The organism is Maribacter sp. (assembly GCF_049667165.1).
GTDB lineage: Bacteria > Bacteroidota > Bacteroidia > Flavobacteriales > Flavobacteriaceae > Maribacter_A.
Genome location: NZ_JBATHS010000052.1, coordinates 1 through 19,855, shown reverse-complemented (window position 1 = coordinate 19,855; position 19,855 = coordinate 1). Strand labels below are relative to the sequence as shown.

At 41.2% G+C, this 19,855-nt stretch carries 19 protein-coding genes; 6 read left to right on the top strand and 13 right to left on the bottom strand.

Annotated features, from left to right (window positions below):
• The first annotated feature begins 12 nt into the window (after positions 1-12).
• Both WBM98_RS03470 and WBM98_RS03465 read left to right on the top strand, forming a co-directional pair.
• Positions 13-384, top strand: a complete 372-nt coding sequence (locus WBM98_RS03470) for a PUR family DNA/RNA-binding protein (protein ID WP_424364633.1) — start codon at positions 13-15, stop codon at positions 382-384.
• Between the two features lie 79 nt (positions 385-463).
• Entirely contained in the window at positions 464-2,998 is a 2,535-nt protein-coding gene (locus WBM98_RS03465; RefSeq protein ID WP_424364632.1) for a M14 family zinc carboxypeptidase, read from the top strand.
• 1 nt (position 2,999) lies between these two features.
• Here the strand turns inward: WBM98_RS03465 and WBM98_RS03460 are convergent, their stop codons facing one another.
• A complete protein-coding gene (locus WBM98_RS03460) occupies positions 3,000-4,040 on the bottom strand; it encodes a lysophospholipid acyltransferase family protein (protein ID WP_424364631.1) in 1,041 nt (346 codons plus the stop codon).
• Positions 4,037-4,960 carry a bile acid:sodium symporter family protein gene (locus WBM98_RS03455; RefSeq protein ID WP_424364630.1) on the bottom strand — a complete coding sequence of 308 codons (924 nt, stop codon included), beginning with the start codon at positions 4,958-4,960 and terminating at the stop codon, positions 4,037-4,039. Before WBM98_RS03455 ends, WBM98_RS03460 begins: the two co-directional genes overlap by 4 nt.
• A 348-nt stretch (positions 4,961-5,308) precedes the next feature.
• Between WBM98_RS03455 and WBM98_RS03450 the strand changes: the two genes are divergently transcribed.
• A complete protein-coding gene (locus WBM98_RS03450; protein ID WP_424364629.1) occupies positions 5,309-5,881 on the top strand; it encodes a thioredoxin family protein in 573 nt (190 codons plus the stop codon).
• Positions 5,882-5,973: 92 nt separating this feature from the next.
• Here the strand turns inward: WBM98_RS03450 and WBM98_RS03445 are convergent, their stop codons facing one another.
• Positions 5,974-6,516: a YfiT family bacillithiol transferase gene (locus WBM98_RS03445; protein ID WP_424364628.1), complete on the bottom strand. Its 543-nt coding sequence runs from the start codon at positions 6,514-6,516 to the stop codon at positions 5,974-5,976.
• Between the two features lie 111 nt (positions 6,517-6,627).
• Between WBM98_RS03445 and WBM98_RS03440 the strand changes: the two genes are divergently transcribed.
• Together WBM98_RS03440 and WBM98_RS03435 are read left to right on the top strand one after the other, a co-directional pair.
• Complete coding sequence (locus tag WBM98_RS03440; protein ID WP_424364627.1) at positions 6,628-7,266, top strand: peroxiredoxin; 639 nt, start codon at positions 6,628-6,630, stop codon at positions 7,264-7,266.
• 158 nt (positions 7,267-7,424) lie between these two features.
• Positions 7,425-7,619 (top strand): cold-shock protein, encoded by a 195-nt coding sequence (locus tag WBM98_RS03435; protein WP_027064347.1) that lies wholly within the window; start codon positions 7,425-7,427, stop codon positions 7,617-7,619.
• Between the two features lie 517 nt (positions 7,620-8,136).
• On the opposite strand, the gene WBM98_RS03430 is transcribed toward WBM98_RS03435, so the two are convergent.
• From WBM98_RS03430 to WBM98_RS03420, 3 genes are all read right to left on the bottom strand, one after another.
• Positions 8,137-9,069, bottom strand: coding sequence for a peptidylprolyl isomerase (locus tag WBM98_RS03430; protein WP_424364626.1), 933 nt, complete (start codon positions 9,067-9,069; stop codon positions 8,137-8,139).
• Positions 9,070-9,222: 153 nt separating this feature from the next.
• Positions 9,223-10,611 carry a M20/M25/M40 family metallo-hydrolase gene (locus WBM98_RS03425; protein WP_424364625.1) on the bottom strand — a complete coding sequence of 463 codons (1,389 nt, stop codon included), beginning with the start codon at positions 10,609-10,611 and terminating at the stop codon, positions 9,223-9,225.
• On the bottom strand, positions 10,608-11,486 hold the full coding sequence (locus WBM98_RS03420) for a PPK2 family polyphosphate kinase (protein ID WP_424364624.1): 879 nt from the start codon (positions 11,484-11,486) through the stop codon (positions 10,608-10,610). Before WBM98_RS03420 ends, WBM98_RS03425 begins: the two co-directional genes overlap by 4 nt.
• Before the next feature lie 189 nt (positions 11,487-11,675).
• On the opposite strand from WBM98_RS03420, the gene WBM98_RS03415 reads away from it, so the two are divergent.
• Positions 11,676-12,371 carry a hypothetical protein gene (locus tag WBM98_RS03415; protein WP_424364623.1) on the top strand — a complete coding sequence of 232 codons (696 nt, stop codon included), beginning with the start codon at positions 11,676-11,678 and terminating at the stop codon, positions 12,369-12,371.
• Positions 12,372-12,378: 7 nt separating this feature from the next.
• On the opposite strand, the gene WBM98_RS03410 is transcribed toward WBM98_RS03415, so the two are convergent.
• The 7 genes from WBM98_RS03410 to WBM98_RS03380 form a co-directional block, all read right to left on the bottom strand.
• Positions 12,379-13,542: a sigma-54-dependent transcriptional regulator gene (locus tag WBM98_RS03410; RefSeq protein WP_424364622.1), complete on the bottom strand. Its 1,164-nt coding sequence runs from the start codon at positions 13,540-13,542 to the stop codon at positions 12,379-12,381.
• 14 nt (positions 13,543-13,556) lie between these two features.
• Entirely contained in the window at positions 13,557-14,447 is an 891-nt protein-coding gene (locus WBM98_RS03405) for a DUF6268 family outer membrane beta-barrel protein (RefSeq protein WP_424364621.1), read from the bottom strand.
• Positions 14,444-15,358, bottom strand: coding sequence for a mechanosensitive ion channel family protein (locus tag WBM98_RS03400; protein WP_424364620.1), 915 nt, complete (start codon positions 15,356-15,358; stop codon positions 14,444-14,446). The genes WBM98_RS03405 and WBM98_RS03400 overlap by 4 nt, the downstream gene beginning before the upstream one ends.
• Positions 15,343-16,680: an ABC transporter permease gene (locus tag WBM98_RS03395; protein WP_424364619.1), complete on the bottom strand. Its 1,338-nt coding sequence runs from the start codon at positions 16,678-16,680 to the stop codon at positions 15,343-15,345. Before WBM98_RS03395 ends, WBM98_RS03400 begins: the two co-directional genes overlap by 16 nt.
• Positions 16,673-17,608, bottom strand: a complete 936-nt coding sequence (locus WBM98_RS03390; RefSeq protein ID WP_424364618.1) for an ABC transporter ATP-binding protein — start codon at positions 17,606-17,608, stop codon at positions 16,673-16,675. Before WBM98_RS03390 ends, WBM98_RS03395 begins: the two co-directional genes overlap by 8 nt.
• Before the next feature lie 311 nt (positions 17,609-17,919).
• Positions 17,920-19,044: a molecular chaperone DnaJ gene (gene dnaJ / locus WBM98_RS03385; protein ID WP_424364617.1), complete on the bottom strand. Its 1,125-nt coding sequence runs from the start codon at positions 19,042-19,044 to the stop codon at positions 17,920-17,922.
• A 9-nt stretch (positions 19,045-19,053) separates the two neighbouring features.
• Positions 19,054-19,611, bottom strand: coding sequence for a nucleotide exchange factor GrpE (locus WBM98_RS03380; RefSeq protein WP_424364616.1), 558 nt, complete (start codon positions 19,609-19,611; stop codon positions 19,054-19,056).
• Positions 19,612-19,855: the final 244 nt, after the last annotated feature.

Genomic DNA, 19,855 nt, shown 5'->3' with positions numbered 1-19,855 from the left:
TAAATTTGTAACATGAACGAGAAAGAACTTATAGATCAGGAAGAGATACATTCGAAGGTGTTAAGGGCTGGAAGGCGCACGTATTTTTTCGATGTAAGGAGCACCAAGGCCGGAGACTATTATCTTACCATCACCGAGAGCAAGAAATTCACCCATGATGACGGTTCTTTTCATTATAAAAAACATAAAATCTATCTGTATAAGGAAGATTTTGCCCCTTTTAGGGAAAACATGGAGGAAATGATGGATTTCATCATAGGGGAAAAAGGTTCCGAAGTCATCTCGGAAAGGCATCAAAAGGATTTTAAGAAAGAGGAATTCCAAGAAAATGGGGAAGTAAAGGACACGGAGAGCTTCACCGATGTTGATTTCGACGATATTTAATGAAAATCGATATTTTCTACAAAACGGTCCTGTATTTACAGGGCCGTTTTTTATTTTTATAAAAGCTAATTAAACTTTCATGAAAAAAACAATTACCCTCCTTATCGTTTTAATCCTTACGTGTAGTGCTTATGGCCAAATTAACCTAGACCTTAGCTATTACCTTCCAAATAATACAACCTACAATAAGGATATCCCCACACCAAAGGAAGTGATCGGGCATGAAGTCGGGGAATGGCATGTAACCCATGATAAGCTTCTATTTTATATGCAGACCTTGGCTGAAAAAAGCGATAGGATCACTTTGGAGAACCGAGGTGAAACGTTTGAAGGCCGACCGTTAATCCTTCTGACGATCACTTCGCCAACAAATCATCAAAATATCGAAAAAATCAAGGAAGAACACTTGGCCCTTACCGAAAACAATAGTCGTCTATTGGATACCAATATCATGCCCGCTGTGGTGTACCAAGGATTCTCAATCCATGGCAACGAAGCCAGCGGTGCGAATGCCGGCTTGGCCTATGCCTATTATTTGGCGGCGGCCGAAGGTCCCGAGATTGATGCCCTTTTAAACGATCTGGTGATTCTTATGGATCCTTCCTTCAACCCTGACGGGTTGCAACGCTTTGCCTATTGGGCCAATACAAATAAGAGCATCAACTTGGTACCGGACAAAAATGAGCGTGAATATCACGAGGTTTGGCCTGGAGGACGGACCAACCATTATTGGTTCGACATGAACCGGGATTGGTTGCCTGTACAACTGCCCGAAAGTAGGGCGCGTATCAAGAGTTTTCATGCATGGAAGCCTAATATCCTAACGGATCATCATGAAATGGGAACCAACTCCACGTTCTTCTTTCAACCGGGCGAACCCACTAGGGTACACCCGTTGACCCCTGCAATGAATCAGGAGTTGACGGCTGAAATTGGCACCTACCATGCAAAAGCCCTAGACAAAATAGGTTCGCTTTACTATTCGGAGGAAAATTATGACGATTACTATTATGGCAAAGGATCTACGTTCCCCGACATCAATGGGGGTATTGGTATTTTGTTTGAGCAAGGCAGTTCGCGTGGACATGTTCAAGAATCGGAAAATGGACTGCTGACCTTCCCTTTCACGATACGAAATCAGTTCACCACGGCAATGTCTACCATCGAAGCTGCCAAAAATTTAAGGGTAAAATTATTGGACTACCAACGTGACTTTTTTAGGGACGCCCGAACTGAAGCCACTAAGGACAAAACCAAGTCCATTATTTTTGGGGATGGAAAGGATGCCGCAAAAACGTGGCATTTGGCCGAAATCTTAAACCGCCATCAGATAAAATTACATGCCTTGGATGATGATGCCACCCTAAACGGTAAAAGTTTTAAAAAAGGATATGGCTATATAGTTCCCTTAGACCAAAAAAACAATCGATTGATCAAGGCTATGTTCGAAAAGCGCACTACGTTTGCCGACAGCCTTTTTTATGATATTTCGGCTTGGACTTTCCCCTTGGCATTCAATGTTGACTATACGGAACAAAACACCATGTCACATGCCGGATCTGAAATTGTTGATCTCGAGCCTTTGACGGGCCATATCAGTGGTAAGAGTGCATATGCCTATTTGTTCGAATGGAATGAATATTATACGCCGAAAGCCCTATACCGTATTATGGAAAAAGGCCTTAGGGCCAAAGTCGCAAAAGCCCCTTTCAGCGTAGAAGGCAAGAATTATGATTATGGCACCATTATGATACCCGTCCAAAATCAGGAATTGGATCAAGAGGCACTTTACACCTTTCTAAAGGAGGTGGCCCAAGAAAGTAAATTGCAGCTAACGAGCGTAGGAACAGGTCTTACAAAAGGTATCGATTTAGGCAGTAATGATTTCGACCCAATAAAAAAACAAAAGGTTGCTATACTCGTGGGCAATGGCATTCGTTCTTATGACGCCGGGGAAATTTGGCATTTGCTAGATACGCGGTACAACATTCCATTGACTAAGTTGGATATGTCTTATTTCAGCAAGGTAGACCTGAGCAAGTACACCGATTTGATCATCCCTAGTACGAACACGTTGGGCAGTAATGGCCTCAGTAAGAAGGATGCCGAAAAATTAAAGGAATGGGTTAAGGATGGGGGTACCTTGATAGGATATCGCAATAGTGCCGAATGGTTGAACAAAAATGAGATCATTTCCTTGAAATTCAGAAAAGATACGTTGGTTGCCAAGGATATTTCCTTTGCCCAAAAGAATGATTTCAAAGGAGCCCAAGTTACTGGGGGCGCTATTTTCGAAGCTAAATTGGATCGGTCACATCCCATAAATTTTGGATATAAGAATGACAGACTGGCCTTGTTCAGAAATACGAATATCTTTATTGAACCCGATAAGAATAGCTTTAACAATCCCATACAATATACCAACAACCCTTTATTAAGCGGATACATTTCGGAAGAAAACTTAGAGCATTTGAAAGGTTCAGTTCCATTCCAGGTAAAGCGGGTCGGTAAGGGCCGGGTAATCGTATTCACGGATAATACCAATTTCAGGGCCTTTTGGTATGGTACCAATAAATTGTTGATGAACGCTATCTTTTTTGGGGAGATGATGTAAGCTAGCCCAACTTTACATACAGCACATTAAAAAGCAGATGGGCCAAGAAGACTAGCAAAGCCCATGGACCCAAGAAATAGGCAAACACCAAAAACACCATAAGATAGTATAGAGGGAAAAGGATCAAACCAACCGCAAAACGCAAGGTAGACCTAAACTCGATATCGAGGTCCATACGTTTCACGAATTTGTTCCACACGAGTAGAATTGGAAAGTTTATTACGGCATAGACCCACTTCATCAACACTAAAAACCCATGGGTTTGCTCTTGAATTGGTGGCTTCAGAACAGAAGTATCGATTTCTTGAATGGCCTTGTTGACAGCAATGGGATTAAGATAATCCACGTTTTGGTGTTTCAAATGAGCCATGACATTATCATAATCCTCCTCTTCTGGAATATGGGTGGTAAGCTGTTTCAATCTGCAGTAAACCTCATCTTTGAGTAGGGATTCGGTTGCAGCCAAATTTTCTGGGTCATGAAAATCCTGCACGGCAAAATCCTTTCCGATATGCATGGCCACACTATCGGGAAAGCCTTGGGCCTTTCGATAATTCATTCCAATAGGAACAACTCGAATATCCATATCCGGATTCTTTTCCAAGGCACTGAAAATCATCTGTACAAAGCCCTTTCGCATGGGCCAGCGAACCCTCCTTTGAATCCCATGGTTCCCCTCCGGGAAAAGCATTATAGTCTTTCGCTCCGCTAATAAATCACCACATTTTCGGAAGATGGCAGGGTTATTCTTTAATGTATCCCTCCCATCCCTAAATCGATAAATGGGTATCATTTGCAAATAATTCAAAAACCGACTGATTTGTCGATTTTTGAACAAATCAGATCGTGCCAAAAAATAGGGGGCTACCCCAACGTTCATAACGATCATCAAAGCATCCATCAAGGCATTTTGGTGGTTGGCCAATAGTATTACAGGTTTATCCTTAGGGATATTTTCACGACCTACAACTTCAATTCTGGTATAATAGAAAAAGAGGCCGGTCCTGATATAAAACTTTAAGATGTTATATCCTATCTTCATGAAACCAATTCCTCTTTCTCAATCGGTTTATACCCCCATATCCCGGAAAGCACCAATCCGGATACCAAATGCCAGATGCCCCAGAAGGCCGCGAGTAATGCCATACCGCCCAAACCATCGAAGAACGTAAAAATCAATAGCAGTCCTAATCCAGAATTTTGGATGCCCGTTTCTATGGTGATCGAGCGTACATCCCTATTGGTAAGTCCGATCAGTTTTGCAATCGAAAATCCGGTTAAAAAAGCCAACAGGTTATGAACGATCACGATCCAAAAAACATATACAACATAATCCATAAAGATTTCCCGGTTGTTATATAAGGCTAGGAAAATCAAAGAAATAAAAAAGAGCAATGAGACCCATTTCAATATTTTTGCCATTCTTTGGGCCATGACCGGACTAATATAATTGACCCACATTCCCAAAACCAAAGGAATTGCCAACAGGAGGGAAACCAATTTTACCATCTCAAAGGGCGATATGGCAACATCCTTCAAAATAGTAGCAGTGGGGCCATAAAGTGATCCCCAAAATTGAAGATTAATCGGGGTCATGAAAACCGCTAATAAGGTTGCCACTGCAGTTAGGCTTACGGACAATGCGGAATTACCTTTTGCCAAATGGGTGATAAAATTTGATATATTGCCACCGGGACACGCAGCGACCATGAACATTCCCAAGGCTATGCTCGGTATGGGTTCGATCAACCATACCAATAAAAAGGTGATTGTGGGCAAGAGCAAAAACTGACTGAAAATACCCGTAAATATGGCTTTAGGGTTTTGAAAGAGTCGTTTAAAATCATCTACCGAAATCTCAAGCGCAATCCCGAACATGACCAATGCCAAAGCCGCATTCAATACCCAAAGAGTTTGGCTATCAAAATTAATATGAATAGTATCGAGTACGGTATCGGTCAAACGGTCTGGTTATTTAATGTCCGTTGGGAACTGTTGAATCTGGTTTGGGCAAAATAACATCATTACCAGCAACGGCTCCCAAGATAAGACTTTCGTCATAAAATTCGCTATTTGTATTCTAGGAAAAACAATTACTACTATCAATTGTCACTACGAAAGCTCCTCTTTTTCATTCAATATGGCAATTCGTGCAAAGGATTTTTATCGCTAATTTCTTTCCAAAACCAATTCTTGGTCATTTCTGCATTGAACTACCCATTCGTATAAGTTCCACTTAAAAATATAGACTTGCATTCTATAGTATTAACGAATTACTTTTAACTTTAAGTACTTTTAAAATGAGAATCTATGGCCGATACGCCAAGTAATATGAAGCCTTTGGGCACCAAAGCACCTTCCTTTGATCTAATGGATACCATTAGTGGCAAAACCTTATCGTTACATTCGCTTAAAGGTGAAATAGGCACCTTGATCATGTTCATTTGCAACCATTGCCCCTTTGTCATCCATATTAATCCGGAAATTGCAAAAATGGCTAAGGAGTATCAGGAAAAGGGTATTTCCTTTATTGCCATTTCGAGTAATGATGTGGTGAATTACCCCCAAGACGCACCCCATTTAATGAAACAGAAAGCCAAAGAGGTAGGATACAGTTTTCCTTATTTATATGATGAAACGCAAGAAGTTGCAAAGGCTTACCATGCTGCCTGTACGCCTGATTTTTATCTATTTGACAAAGCGCTGAATTTAGTTTACAGAGGCCAATTGGATGACTCACGCCCAGGAAATGATATTCCTATTACAGGAAAGGATCTCAGGGATGCCATGGAGGCGTTGCTTGAGGGAAAGGCTATCAATCCCAACCAAAAACCAAGTATTGGCTGTAGCATAAAATGGGCAGCCAAGAGTATGGATGGATAAAATGAACATCGAAATCAATAAAATTCCCTTAAATCCCCAACACTTGAAGTTTGGCGTAAAAAGGTTTGTGCTTCATGTATCCAAATTAAAGGCTACCAACCGTTTCTTTCAATCAATCCTTTGATATGGGCATAATGATGTCGACTGTGCCATGCATATCTTCCGATATTCTCCTTTATTGAAATCTTGAGGTTGTTTTCAGGATGAATATAAAACCGGTCCATTTCCTGCGCTGTCAAACCCCTTAAGAGAAATACCAGTTTGGCATGAAGTGCCTTTATATAGTTTAGGGAAAGATCAATGGGCGCCGTTTTGGCATCGATCAGGTTACTCCAACTTTTCTCATCATAAGCCTTGATCACAGGTCCGTTCTCGGTCAATGCCCATTTAAACCGCGTATAACTATGATGATGGCTATCCGCCATGTGATGTACCACTTGCCTTACGGTCCAGCCATCGGGGCGGTAAGGGGTATCCAATTGTGCATCCGTCAACGGACCGACCAAATGCTCCAAGGTGCTGGGTAATTCTTCCAACACCTGGATCCACTGGGCAAGGGTCTCCTTGCTTACCATTGAGGGATATTCAAAATGGCCAATCGGATATCTCAAAGCTTCCAAAGTCGTGTCATCCATGCAATAAATGTATAAAAATTAATACATTTTTAACCAAATGGAAAAGGGATATAATCCATTTATCTACTATTTTTATCGGGTAAATAGTTTATTAATTAAAAAACAACCAAAATGGCAACAATTCGATTAGGGGACAAAGCCCCGGATTTTACGGCGGACAGTTCTATGGGAACGATTAATCTGTATGATTACTTGGGGGATAGTTGGGGCATCCTATTTTCACATCCAGCAGATTTTACGCCCGTATGTACCACGGAATTGGGTACTGCGTCCAAATTTAAGGGCGAATTCGATAAACGCAATGTAAAAATGCTCGCCTTAAGTGTAGATGGGGCTGCATCGCACAAGGAATGGATCAAGGACATTAACGAAGTTCAAGAAACCACGGTCAATTTTCCCATTATTGCGGATGAGGATAAAAAGGTTTCCAACCTATATGATATGATTCATCCCAATGCGGACAATAATTTAACGGTACGATCGGTTTTTATCATCGCGCCTGATAAAACCGTTAAACTGACTCTTACGTACCCTGCTTCGACCGGACGTAATTTCTATGAACTTTTAAGGGTTGTGGACTCCTTACAACTCACCGCATATCATAAAGTAGCTACTCCCGCAAATTGGGAACATGGACAGGATGTGGTTGTTAGTCCCGCCATACCCACCAGTGAGGCCCGTGAACTATTCACCAAAGGCGTAGTGGAGGTGAAACCCTATTTAAGGATGACACCCGATCCTACTACATAAAACCAGCAGATACTAGTGGCATTTAAGAAGAATCATGGTAGCTTCTAAGTTGTTTTTAGTTCAAAAACGGGATAACATAAAGATAACTTACAAAATATCACACATTTAAATTATTTATACTACATTTGCGCTTTAATTAATATTTAATAATTTTTATTATGAGTAAAGGAACAGTTAAATTCTTCAATGATTCCAAAGGATATGGTTTTATCACTGAAGATGGTTCGAACGAAGATCATTTTGTACATATTTCTGGCTTAATCGACGAAGTTCGTGAAGGTGATGTTGTGGAATTTGAACTACAACAAGGTAAAAAAGGATTAAACGCCGTTAATGTGAAAGTAATTGACTAGGTAACGATTTTAACTTTTTTATAGTACCCCCGATGATTAATCATCGGGGGTTTTTTTTTAAAGGTTTTTCTTACCATTAATACTCTTTTTACTATTTTTGTTTAAGTTTAACGCAACCATTTACAATTTAAGGCATCATTGGTTAAACAAAACCATTCCCCACTATCATTAATAATGCATTAAGACATGATTACCTTTGTAGCTATCGTACTGACATTACTCATTATTAACATGCTGCTCTTAGTGGTAAGCATCTTAGGAAACAAAAAATAGGTAGGACCCTACATTTTTTTGATTTCCAAAGGTAGGGTTCATGGATTCATGGTTGTTATATAGGAACAATGCTAATTGATAACTGACCATGCCCACTTTCCTCTCCGTCGTATTTATTTTATTATTGATAAATATTGTTTTGCTATTGGCCAGTTACGGCCAAAAGTTGAAGAAATAATCAAAGGACAAAAAAAAAGCCCCGGTTGATACCGAGGCTCTATAGCAACCTATAAATAGGTGATTTTTACTTTGTGGCCATCAACTCCACATCGAAGATCAATGTAGCATCTGGTGGTATAACCCCACCAGCTCCGGCACTTCCGTAACCAAGATTCGATGGAATCACAAATCGGGCCTTATCACCGACCTGCAATAAGGAAATTCCTTCATCCCATCCCGGAATGACCTGCCCTACCCCCAATTGAAAATCAATCGGTTGATTTCTTTTATAGGAGGAATCAAAAACCTGGCCGTTCAAAAGAGAACCTTCATAATGTACGGAAACCGTCTGCCCGGCCTCCGCCTTTGGGCCGCTGCCCTTCTGAATTATCTTATACCGAAGTCCACTTTCCGTTTCATCGAAACCCGCGGCCACTTTGTCCAATTCCTTGGCTAGTTTGGCTTTTTCTTCTGCCAATCTATTCATCTTGGAACTTTCAAAATTCTTAAAAGCCTCCAGAGCGTCCCAATTTTCAGCAGCGCTACCTACCCTCACGATTTCCAAACTTTCAATAGTATCGGATTGCCCTATGGCATCGACTACTTCTTGTCCCGCTTCCACATGACCAAAGACCGTATGCTTATTGTTCAACCATGGGGTTGGCACATGGGTTATGAAGAACTGACTGCCGTTGGTTCCAGGCCCGGCGTTGGCCATTGAAAGGACCCCAGGTACATCGTGGACAAGGTCTGGATGAAATTCATCATCGAACTTATACCCTGGATCTCCTGTACCTGAACCCAATGGGCAGCCCCCTTGGATCATAAAATCTGGAATAACCCTATGGAATTTCAACCCATTATAGTACGGTTCACCGAGGCTTTTGGCGGTATTCTTCATTGTGCCTTCTGCCAAGGCAACGAAATTACCAACCGTTCCCGGGGTTTTGTCATGTGTTAATTTTACAAGTATCTCTCCTTTTGAAGTATTGAATTTTGCGTAGATTCCTTCTTGCATTTTATGCTTTTTTTAATGAGCTGCAAAGATATACAAATTAGTTTGGGAAAATAAATTCATGGGCTGGTTCATCTAGGAATTAGATCTGAAATTCGCACGAAGAATCCTCAATCCATAGCGCTTCAATGACAATCTACATTTCATAACCCCTAGTTAGGGCGTTTCTACCATGCCATATTTATCGAACAGATAAACCAAACTGGTCATTGCGGCCGCTCCGAGTTCCAATTCCCTTTTGTTTACATGCTCAAAGGTGTCATTTTCCGCATGATGGTGGTCAAAATAGCGTTGTGAATCGGGACGTAGTCCAACCAAAACCATACCTGTATCCTTTAATGGATTTATATCGGCCCCACTATACCCACGAACAAAACTGTGAATAAGATAAGGTTCAAAAAGCGGTCCCCAACTTTTGGCTTTTTCGAGTATGGTGTCCGAACAATCGAACGAAAAACCCCTGGGGGAAAAACCTCCTGAATCGCTTTCAAGGGCAAAAACATGGTTTTCATTTTTGCCTTTAGAGACTTCCGCATATTTCTTACCGCCCCTTAAACCATTTTCCTCATTCATAAAAAGCACTACCCTTAGGGTCCTTTTTGGTCTATACCCAGTTTCCTTCAACAGTCGCAATACCTCCATACTCTGCACACAACCCGCTCCATCGTCATGTGAACCATCGCCTAAATCCCAAGAATCCAAATGACCCCCAACCACCATGATCTCATTGGGGTATGTACTTCCTCGAATCTCGCCAATGACATTAAAGGATGCCACATCATCATATGTTTTACAGTTTTGTTTGAAATAAAACTTGGCATTGGGGCTTAATTTTAGTGTCGTACTTAGAAACTCCGCCCCATTGGTACTGATTGCTGCCGCTGGTATACGCGATGAAATGGCACTATTCCCGTACCCCATGGCACCTGTATGGGGCAGATCATCCAATCTTAGGTTCATGGAACGCACTATGACACCTACGGCACCGTATTTGGCCGCTTCCATCGCGCCCGAATAGCGTTGATCCACACACCCTGAATAAGCATCAAAGGTACTTATAAGGGTAGGCTCCATAGGCCTATTGTAAAAGACGATTTTCCCCGCTAATTCATCTTTTCCCAGAGAAGCCAATTCCTCGATTCCCTTTACCTCAACTATAGGGGCCTTAATGCCTCCCAAAGGAGTGGCAACGGAACCGCCCAAGGCGCATATAGGCAGGTCAGTGGTTAGGCCAGGTGTAGTTTCGACATAGGCAAATTCAGGAGTGCCCCTTACCCATTTGGGTACCATGACCGGTTGAAGCCAAACACGATCAATACCCATGGAATCCAAAAGTGATTTGGTATACGCCACTGCGAGCTCCGCTTGAATCGAACCCGAGAGCCTTCCACCGATTTGATTGGATAAATAGTTAAGCCAATCATAGGCTTTGCCTTTGGTCATGGCGACTTCATATATGGATTTGATCTGTTGCTCGTCTTCAGATTGTGAAAACCCTTGAAGAGAGGTTAGGAAAACAATAAGTAAGATTGGCAAATACCTCATTCGCTTTGTAGTTGTTTTTTGTAGCTGTCTAAATTAGCCTTTATTTTTTCATCGAGTTCCGGCTCAGTGATATCTTTGTATTTTTTTAACTCTTGAAATAATATCCGGGCCACAATAAGCCGTGCCGCATTTTTGTTATCGGCGGGAATCAAAAACCATGGTGCTTTCGGCATTGAAGTTCTCTGAATGGCCTCCTCATAACATTGTTGGTATTTTGCCCACAGTTTCCTTTCCTTTAAATCCCCAGGTGAAAATTTCCAATGTTTTTGTTTTAAACGCAATCTTCGAAGGAGTCTTTGTTTTTGTTCTTCTTTGGAAAGATGAAGATAAAATTTGAAGATAATGGTCCCATTGTCTGCCAGGTGATTTTCGAAACTCTTTATTTGATCGAATCGTACATCCCAAAAATGCTGATCAATGTCAGACACCTCATTGATTCCCGGTATGTTCTCTCCCATGATATATTCTGGGTGTACCCGGGTAACCAGTACATTCTCATAGTGGGTACGGTTAAAGATCCCGAATTTCCCTTTGGCAGGAAGGGCAATATAGTGCCTCCACAGATAATCATGCTTCAATTCCAATGCCGTAGGCACCTTAAAACTATGTACCACCACACCCCGAACATTAAAGTCCTTGAATACTTCCCGAATAAGGCTATCCTTACCTGATGTATCCATACCTTGAAGGCAAATCAAAACGCTAAACTTGCCATGGGCATATAGCGTATCTTGAAAATTACCGAGTTCTTTCCGAACCTTTCTGAGGTCTTTTTTCAATTCTTTATCACCTAGTCCAAAATCCACTTTTGTGGGAATTACGGCAAGTTTTGTGCCTGAATCTGCCCTATAGGTCTTTAAATCAATATCCTTCATGCCTTGAATATAAAATATTTTATCGTTGAATTACATTAAATGTTAAAAATAATGACCGTTTAACCCCAGTATTCCGCACCTTAACCAAAATACGGGGGTCATTCTGCGTTCCATCGAAAAAAATGGGGAGTAAGGGCATATCCTGCGTAATTTTATACCTGTAATATTCCCAAATTTTACAACGGACCAATGACCTATATTATGAAGAACTATTCCCTTTTAGCAATAGTACTACTGATTTTGTTTTCTTCCTTTACGGTAGATAAGGCATGTGATTATGCCGGTTCGAATATGAACTATGTGAAATCACAAACCGAGAGGGCCCTTGCTGATGACGACATCAACCAGGCCAGGTACTATACCTATAAAGCCGTGAATTCCATAGAAAAATCAAAAAAACAATTTAAGGATTGTGGGTGTGTCTATGCAGAGCAAAGTATAGCCGACGGTCTAGCGGACCTTATATTGGCCACTAAGGCGACCTCATTGAACGGAACACGAATTCTCCTGAATAGGGCTTTGGAGCATATCATTGGCGGAATTGAATCGTTGGAAGACCATGAATTGCACGACAGTAAATATGGCAGTGATCTCTTGGCCATGAACACCGTGGTTTCAGAAGCCGAAAAATTGGCCATGAAAAAACCCAGTGAGGATGATTTTGAAAGGAAAATTGATGCTTCTTTGGAAAAATACCGGGAATCCCTTACAAAAATAGTGACCTCTGTGGATTGCGCCTCTGCGCGGGCCTTTGCAGAAAACATTTATTCGCATTGCGAACAACAACTATTACTGCCCAATCTTTCAGAAGGGAAAAAATATTATAATTTTAAAACCAAGGAAATTACGGCAGAGGCCTTGGAAAAACTTCAGGGTTGTAAATAATTGGGCGCTATTTGCTTGCAAACAACTTTACATCCTCTTCGGAGACCTCTTGCCCTCCCAAGATGATAAGACGCTCCACCACGTTTCGCAATTCGCGTATATTACCCGTCCAATCGTATCCTTTTAAAAGTTGTATGGCCCCTTTGGAAAACGCTTTAGGCACAATACCCTGATCCGTTGCGATCTTATCCGCAAAATAATCGATCAATAAAGGGATATCGTCCCTCCGTTCATTTAAGGCAGGTACTTTTATTAAAATTACGGCAAGCCGGTGATATAGGTCCTCCCTAAATCTTTTTTCTTTTATTTCGTGCGCCAAATTTTTATTGGTGGCAGCAATCACCCTAACATCAACCTTTATATCCTTGTCCGAACCAACCCTTGAAATCTTGCTTTCCTGTAAGGCACGAAGTACTTTAGCCTGTGCAGAAAGACTCATATCGCCAATCTCATCAAGAAATATGGTTCCTTTGTTGGCTGCTTCGAACTTACCTGCCCTATCTTTCACAGCCGAAGTAAAGGCCCCCTTGACATGGCCGAAAAGTTCACTTTCTATTAATTCCGAAGGTATGGCCGCACAATTCACTTCAATGAAAGGGGCTGAGCTTCTCGGGCTTTTTTCATGGATCCAATGGGCTACCAATTCCTTTCCCGTGCCATTCGATCCCGTTATCAATACCCGTGCGTCTGTGGGTGCAACTTTTTCGATAATATCCTTAATAGCCGTAATTTCTTTGCTATCCCCGATCATTTCATAATTCTTACTGACTTTTTTCTTAAGAATTTTATTCTCAACGACCAATTCCTTTCTATCAAGGGCGTTTCTCACCGTTGTTAAAAGTCGATTTAAATCGGGGGGTTTGGAGATATAGTCAAATGCCCCTAACCGCATCGTATTTACCGCAGTATCAAGGTCTCCATGACCTGATATCATGATAAACGGGATTTCAGGCTTGATCTTACGGGCAGCCTCAAGTACCTCTACCCCATCCATTTTTGGCATTTTTATATCACATAAGACCAAATCGTAATCGTTGTTTTTAATGGCCTCTAAACCTCTCAGGCCGTCTTCTGCCTCCTCTACTTGATAGGTTTCATTCTCTTCGGAGAGTATTTTTACCAACACCCTTCGTATAGCCGATTCATCCTCTACCACCAAAATCTTTGACATAGTGCACTTTTTTTTTAAATTCCTATTCTAAATCCGGTCCTGAAATACAGACTTGGTTCGTCATTCAATGTAAAAATATCATTTCTATCTTGATCACGTAGCACGCCATCCTGAAAAACCGTATGACCGACATAACCGTAGAACGACATTATTTTTGATATGTTATATTGATACCCTATTGTTACCAATGCAGCCGAGGAGGAAACCGATGATGCAAAACCTGTATTGGGCAGAATGATGTTGTTTTGAAGATTCACAAAATAACCATCCAAGATAAATTCGGTCTGAATCAGATGATTGGCATCAATATGATATTTAAAGCCTGTTTTAGGAAGACCGACCACATAGGACCAATTAGGGTGGAATCTTTTTTCATAATATACAAAAGGCAAAGGTATTCGCAAAGAGACCGATGAATTATAGGCCAAACCGACTACCAAACGCATTGGTTTGTCAATATCCTGCCTTTCTTTAAAAGCCCCCGCAGTTACATTGACCGAAACATCCCCATTTTCCAGGGGATTGGTCAACGTTGATGACAGTCGGGGTGTCACCACGCCTATAAACCTCCAATTTTCATTATGTCTATATACATAGGCCAAATTCACATCGACCACATGAAGATTCTCCAATCCCGAAGTATCAAAATATTCAGTGTCCCCCAGTTTGAAGGCTAAGTAATTATATTCTGCCCCGATGATGATATTGTCCGAATCCTTGACCTTTATCGGCACATTGACCACCAATTTATAACGTGAAAGCTGGGCATCGGCATTGTTCTTGGGCATTATCATATACTCAAGCCTAAAAATATCGGGAGATTGGGCATAGGCCCACATTCCATAAAACAGGTAAAGCAGTATCGATACCATCCCTATAACACCCTTTAAAAAACCATCTTTCATGTATTCGTCGGTTGTTGAAAGATATGAACGTCTCTTTGGGGAAAGGGTATTGTAATACGTTGTTCCCTAAATTTCGCGTCAATCGTATACCGCATGTTACTTTTGATCCTTAAATCGGTAAAGCTGTCGTTGGTATAGTAGTTCAATGAAAACAAAAGTGCCGAATCCCCAAAATCCTCGAACAACACAAAAGGTTTTGGGTTTTTAAGGATGCCCTTTTGGTGTTGTGCAATTTCTTCAAGAATCTTGGTGACCAAGGCCACATCACTGCCATAGGCAACCCCGATCTTGACATTCTCCCGCGTGGTCTTATGGTTTTGGGTATAGTTGAATATGGTATCACTAATGAATTTATGATTGGGTATGATAATGACCTTATCATCTCTGGTAATGGCCCTGACCGTTCGCAGTTTGATTTCAAAAACCTTACCCACCTTACCATCTACCTCTATAATATCCCCAACGCTCAACGATTTGTCTATGATGATGAATATCCCCCCGATCACATCTTGAAAGAGTTCTTGTAGGGCCAACCCCAAACCCACAAAAAGCGCAGCTGAGGCCGTGATCAATATGGTGATGTCAACCCCTGCCATACTCAGGGTAATCAAAACGACCACAACATATACCGCATACTTGATAAACTTGAAAATACTGATGAATTTCAATTTATCATCCTGAACCATTTTTCTGGTGAAAATCTGGCGCATCCATTGAAGTACAAAACTGGTTATAATGAATGCGGCCGTAATCATTAGAAGTAAACCTACTGTCAGTTGAATTGCCTTATCACCCTCCCCTATACGTATTCCCAAATTCAGAAATTCCAAGATAGATCCCCAGACATCTTTCTCAATTATATCCTTTATTTTTTCGGCTTCATCCTGACTCATAATCAATACTTTATCCATTTATACAATTCCTTGTAGCTTGGTTTTTTGCCATACATAAGAATTCCCACCCTATATATTTTTGCTGCCAACCAGACAATCCCAAGAAAAGTTATGATCAACAACAAAATCGATACTACCACCTCCCATAAGGGCACGCCTCCTTCCCCTATACCCCCTGGTAAACGCATCAACATTACTATAGGCGAAGTCAATGGAAACAAGGAAAAACCGACTGCAATCGGACCATGCGGATTACTGAAAACCGAAAAGAAACCGACATAGATGGCCAACATCAAGGGCAGGATCACAGGGAATATAAATTGTTGGGTGTCGGTCTCATTATCAACGGCTGCCCCGATGGCCGCATATATGGAACTATAGATCAAATACCCAAGAATAAAATAAACCACAAAAAAACAGATAAGCATGAACCAGGGTATTTGATATAACTCTTGGGCGTAGGCCTGTATAGTCTCATTGGGCGTCGGAACCGAGGGCGTCAGGTTACCGGTCATGCCCGATATATCGGCCCCATTGTTCAAAGTTGCCGGGTCAATATCAAAAATTGCGAATGCCACCATCAAAAGTAGGGAAGCCGAAATTATCCATATGGCGAATTGTGTGATTCCGGCCAAAGATGTTCCAATGATCTTGCCCATCATCAATTGAAAGGGTTTGACCGAGGATATGATTACCTCAATAATTCTGCTTGTTTTTTCCTCGATGACACTACGCATTACAAATCCACCATAGATAATGATGAACATCATGATCAAGTAGCCAAACCCACCCCCGATGATCGCCTTGATTTCGTTTATGCCTTTTAAATTCTGTTGGCCCTCAAACGTGGCTGTATTGATTTCAAATTTTCTATCCATTAGGGCGAATTCCTTCGTAGAAACCCCCATATCCTGCAATCTTCGCTCCCTTAGTCTATCCTGAAAAACATCTTCCAATTTGTCGAGAACTGAGGTGCTAGGGGCTTCCTTCGTATAAAAATAGGCATGTTGGGCAACTTTTTCAAGTTCGGTTTCATCGGGTATATGCAATAATCCATAGTATCCCATTTGAGCTGTTGAATCTTTTGCTTGCTGCAATGAAACATCCTTGAAATACACGTAGGAAGTACTTTCGGTCGTATTAAAATCATTCGAGAAATAATCACTTTCATTGAATACGCCGATAATCCTTTTTTGGTTATCATTTATTTTGGTCAAATACGCAATAAGAACGACCATTCCCACCATTAAAATAGGGCTGAGAAACGTCATGATTACAAAGGACTTGTTACGCACCTTGGCCAAATACTCCCGACGAATGATAATGGGTAATTTATTCATTTGCGTCTTTATCTTGAATGGTTTGAATGAATATCTCGTTAGCTGAGGGTATGATCTCTACAAATTGGTATACTTTGGATCGTTTTGCCAAATAGGGCAGAATTTCACTGGAATCATTGGTCGGTAATTGAATTGTAAAGTCCAAGTGATTTTCCACGACATCGATCTTAGAGTCAATAATCTTGAATTTATCGGATAACAACGGTAATAACTGATCCACATTTTCTGCGTGAAGTCCCACTTTGAAAACATTACTCTTGAAGGTCTTTTTAATATCGGCCAATTTACCATCAAGAATTTTCTCCGACTGATGGATCAACGCAATGTATTCGCATAATTCCTCCACTGATTCCATACGATGGGTCGAAAATATTATGGATGTCCCGTTCGCTTTCAAATTTAAGATTTCATCTTTAATGATATTGGCATTGATCGGGTCGAATCCACTGAAGGGTTCATCGAAAATGAGCAATTTGGGCTCATGAAGAACAGTCACGATAAACTGTATTTTTTGGGCCATGCCTTTCGACAACTCCTGTACTTTCTTATTCCACCAATCCCCAATTTCCAACCTCTCAAACCAATACTTCAGCCGTTGCTTCGCTTCCACCTTTGTCAATCCCTTTAATCGGGCCAAGTACAAGGCCTGCTCGCCGACTTTCATACCCTTGTACAGCCCTCGTTCCTCAGGCAGATAGCCAATGCTCGAAATATGTTCAGGCTTCAACAATTCGCCATCAAAATATACCTCTCCCATATCGGGATAGGTTATTTGGTTGATGATACGAATCAGGGTGGTCTTCCCTGCCCCATTAGGGCCCAAAAGTCCATAAATACTGTTTTTTGGGATTTCCAAGGAAACTTTATTCAAAGCAATGTGATTTCCGAAGTGTTTGGTAACCTCCTTAGTAACCAAGATGTTGTCCATGAAAGCAATTTTGCCAAAGATATAGAATTGCTTTAAAAGACAATTCCAAAAACATAATTATAAACCACTTAAAACCATAGCGAACCATTAGGGGAAAAACGAGCGAAAAAAACGGTTGGCACACAAGGTATCACCCATCATTTGAGGCCAATTACATTTCTTTTGACCGTCACTGGTATCCCCAAAAACAAAACCCACCCTTAATCAGATTAAGGATGGGAAAAAAATTGCTATGAAAAAGAAAATTAATATCGGTTTCCCAATATTATTTCAAATATACGTTTTTTATTTTATTCACAAATTGATATTCGTCAAGAGAACATATCTTTCACTTTTTCGAAGAATGATTTATCGGATTTTTCAGGTTTCGGTTCGAAATTATCAGAACCCTCCATTCGTTCAAAAAACTCCTTTTGTTCTTTATTGAGTTCTTTGGGGGTCCATACGTTCACATGTACCAAAAGGTCTCCACTACCATAACCATTGATACTTGAGATACCTTTACCCCTGAGTCGTAATATCTTGCCTGATTGAATACCGGGTTCCAATTTAATACGCACTTTACTTCCGACTGCATCGATTTCCTTTGATGTTCCCAAAACGGCTTCAGGAAAACTTATGTAAAGGTCATAATGCAGGTTGTCCCCTTCCCTTTTGAGTGTTTCATGATCCACGGTCTCGATGGCGACCAATAGGTCACCAGGTATCCCTTGTCCTGGAGCTTCATTGCCTTTCCCCGGGACTTTCAATTGCATCCCATCTTCGACCCCTGCGGGTATTTTTATAGAGACAGTCTCCTCATTGACTTTTAATCCGTGTTCATCGGCATCTTTTGGCCTATTATTTATGATCTGGCCACTTCCACCACAGGCCGTACATGGCGCTGCGGTTTGCATTCTACCGAGAATTGTATTGGTTATTTTGGTCACTTGGCCACGCCCCCCGCAGGTACCACATGTTTTATAGGTAACCCCAGAGGCTTGGATTTTACGTCGTACCTTGACTTTCTTCTCAACACCATTGGCCACTTCTTCCAAAGTCATTTTTACCCGGATCCTTAGGTTACTGCCTTTGACCCTTCGCTGGCCACCACCACCAAAGCCACTAAAACCACCGAAACCACCACCGCCTCCGAAAGCGCCTCCAAAGATATCTCCAAATTGACTGAAAATATCATCCATGTTCATTCCACCACCACCGAAACCACCGGCACCTTCAAACGCGGCATGACCATACTGATCGTAACGTGCCTTTTTATCTGGATTACTGAGTACCTCGTACGCTTCTGCGGATTTCTTAAAAAGCTCTTCTGCCTTATGATCACCGGGATTTTTATCCGGATGATGTTCCAATGCTTTTTTGCGATAGGCCTTTTTTATTTCCGCAGCCGTGGCATTTTTACCAATGCCCAGTATTTCATAATAATCTTCCTTCATACTCGAATTTTAGTTTCCGACGACTACTTTTGGATGACGAATGATCTTGTCACCCAATTTATACCCTCGCTCCACAACATCCAATATTTTACCTTTCAACTTTTTGTTGGGAGCAGGTATTTGGGTTATGGCATCATGAATTTCAGCATCAAAAACATCGCCCTGCTTTACGCCTAATTCTTCCATCCCTTTCGATTTCAAGGTATCCCTGAGTTTACCATTGATCAACTCAACCCCTTTGAACATTTCCTTGTCCTCTGATTTGGACAATTCCTTCAATGCACGCTCAAAATCATCCAATACGGGAAGTAAGGAAACAATGACCTCTTGCCCAGCGGTTTTGAACAAATCCATTCGTTCTTTTGAAGTACGTCTTTTATAATTTTCGAATTCTGCAAACAATCGAAGAAACTTATCTTTCTCTTTGGCCAGTTCATCCTGAAGCTGTTCTTCTATGGACTGCTCCTCCTCGCCCACAAACTCCTCTCGTTCGTTCGCGGTGTCGTTATCGGGCTGTTCCTCAAGGAAAGGTTCATTTACCTCATCGGCTTTATTTTTATCACTCATTTTTGAAATACAATTTTGGTATCATTTCTTAGGATGGCAAAAGTACTGCCATTTATTTAAAAATGTCAAAATGTCACTAATCTTTACCGAAATTATTTTAGCATTCGACAAAAAGTGGAAAAGTGAATCGAGGATGGCATCAAGAAAAAATATCCCCTAGTATCGTAGTGATTACAAGGGAAAGGCCATTATTCCCCTTTGTAAAAGAACTGAAGGGCATTCCCAATATTGGGGTATTCGAACA

What these genes read in the sequence shown, in the direction of transcription:
- WBM98_RS03470 (WP_424364633.1), top strand. Translation starts at nt 13, where the DNA reads ATGAACGAGAAAGAACTTATAGATCAGGAAGAGATACATTCGAAGGTG.
- WBM98_RS03460 (WP_424364631.1), bottom strand. Translation starts at nt 4,040, where the DNA reads ATGAAGATAGGATATAACATCTTAAAGTTTTATATCAGGACCGGCCTC.
- WBM98_RS03395 (WP_424364619.1), bottom strand. Translation starts at nt 16,680, where the DNA reads ATGAATAAATTACCCATTATCATTCGTCGGGAGTATTTGGCCAAGGTG.
- WBM98_RS03430 (WP_424364626.1), bottom strand. Translation starts at nt 9,069, where the DNA reads ATGCAAGAAGGAATCTACGCAAAATTCAATACTTCAAAAGGAGAGATA.
- WBM98_RS03390 (WP_424364618.1), bottom strand. Translation starts at nt 17,608, where the DNA reads ATGGACAACATCTTGGTTACTAAGGAGGTTACCAAACACTTCGGAAAT.
- WBM98_RS03445 (WP_424364628.1), bottom strand. Translation starts at nt 6,516, where the DNA reads ATGGATGACACGACTTTGGAAGCTTTGAGATATCCGATTGGCCATTTT.
- WBM98_RS03410 (WP_424364622.1), bottom strand. Translation starts at nt 13,542, where the DNA reads ATGTCAAAGATTTTGGTGGTAGAGGATGAATCGGCTATACGAAGGGTG.
- WBM98_RS03405 (WP_424364621.1), bottom strand. Translation starts at nt 14,447, where the DNA reads ATGAAAGATGGTTTTTTAAAGGGTGTTATAGGGATGGTATCGATACTG.
- dnaJ (WP_424364617.1), bottom strand. Translation starts at nt 19,044, where the DNA reads ATGAAGGAAGATTATTATGAAATACTGGGCATTGGTAAAAATGCCACG.
- WBM98_RS03400 (WP_424364620.1), bottom strand. Translation starts at nt 15,358, where the DNA reads ATGGATAAAGTATTGATTATGAGTCAGGATGAAGCCGAAAAAATAAAG.
- WBM98_RS03465 (WP_424364632.1), top strand. Translation starts at nt 464, where the DNA reads ATGAAAAAAACAATTACCCTCCTTATCGTTTTAATCCTTACGTGTAGT.
- WBM98_RS03440 (WP_424364627.1), top strand. Translation starts at nt 6,628, where the DNA reads ATGGCAACAATTCGATTAGGGGACAAAGCCCCGGATTTTACGGCGGAC.
- WBM98_RS03435 (WP_027064347.1), top strand. Translation starts at nt 7,425, where the DNA reads ATGAGTAAAGGAACAGTTAAATTCTTCAATGATTCCAAAGGATATGGT.
- WBM98_RS03380 (WP_424364616.1), bottom strand. Translation starts at nt 19,611, where the DNA reads ATGAGTGATAAAAATAAAGCCGATGAGGTAAATGAACCTTTCCTTGAG.
- WBM98_RS03425 (WP_424364625.1), bottom strand. Translation starts at nt 10,611, where the DNA reads ATGAGGTATTTGCCAATCTTACTTATTGTTTTCCTAACCTCTCTTCAA.
- WBM98_RS03420 (WP_424364624.1), bottom strand. Translation starts at nt 11,486, where the DNA reads ATGAAGGATATTGATTTAAAGACCTATAGGGCAGATTCAGGCACAAAA.
- WBM98_RS03415 (WP_424364623.1), top strand. Translation starts at nt 11,676, where the DNA reads ATGACCTATATTATGAAGAACTATTCCCTTTTAGCAATAGTACTACTG.
- WBM98_RS03450 (WP_424364629.1), top strand. Translation starts at nt 5,309, where the DNA reads ATGGCCGATACGCCAAGTAATATGAAGCCTTTGGGCACCAAAGCACCT.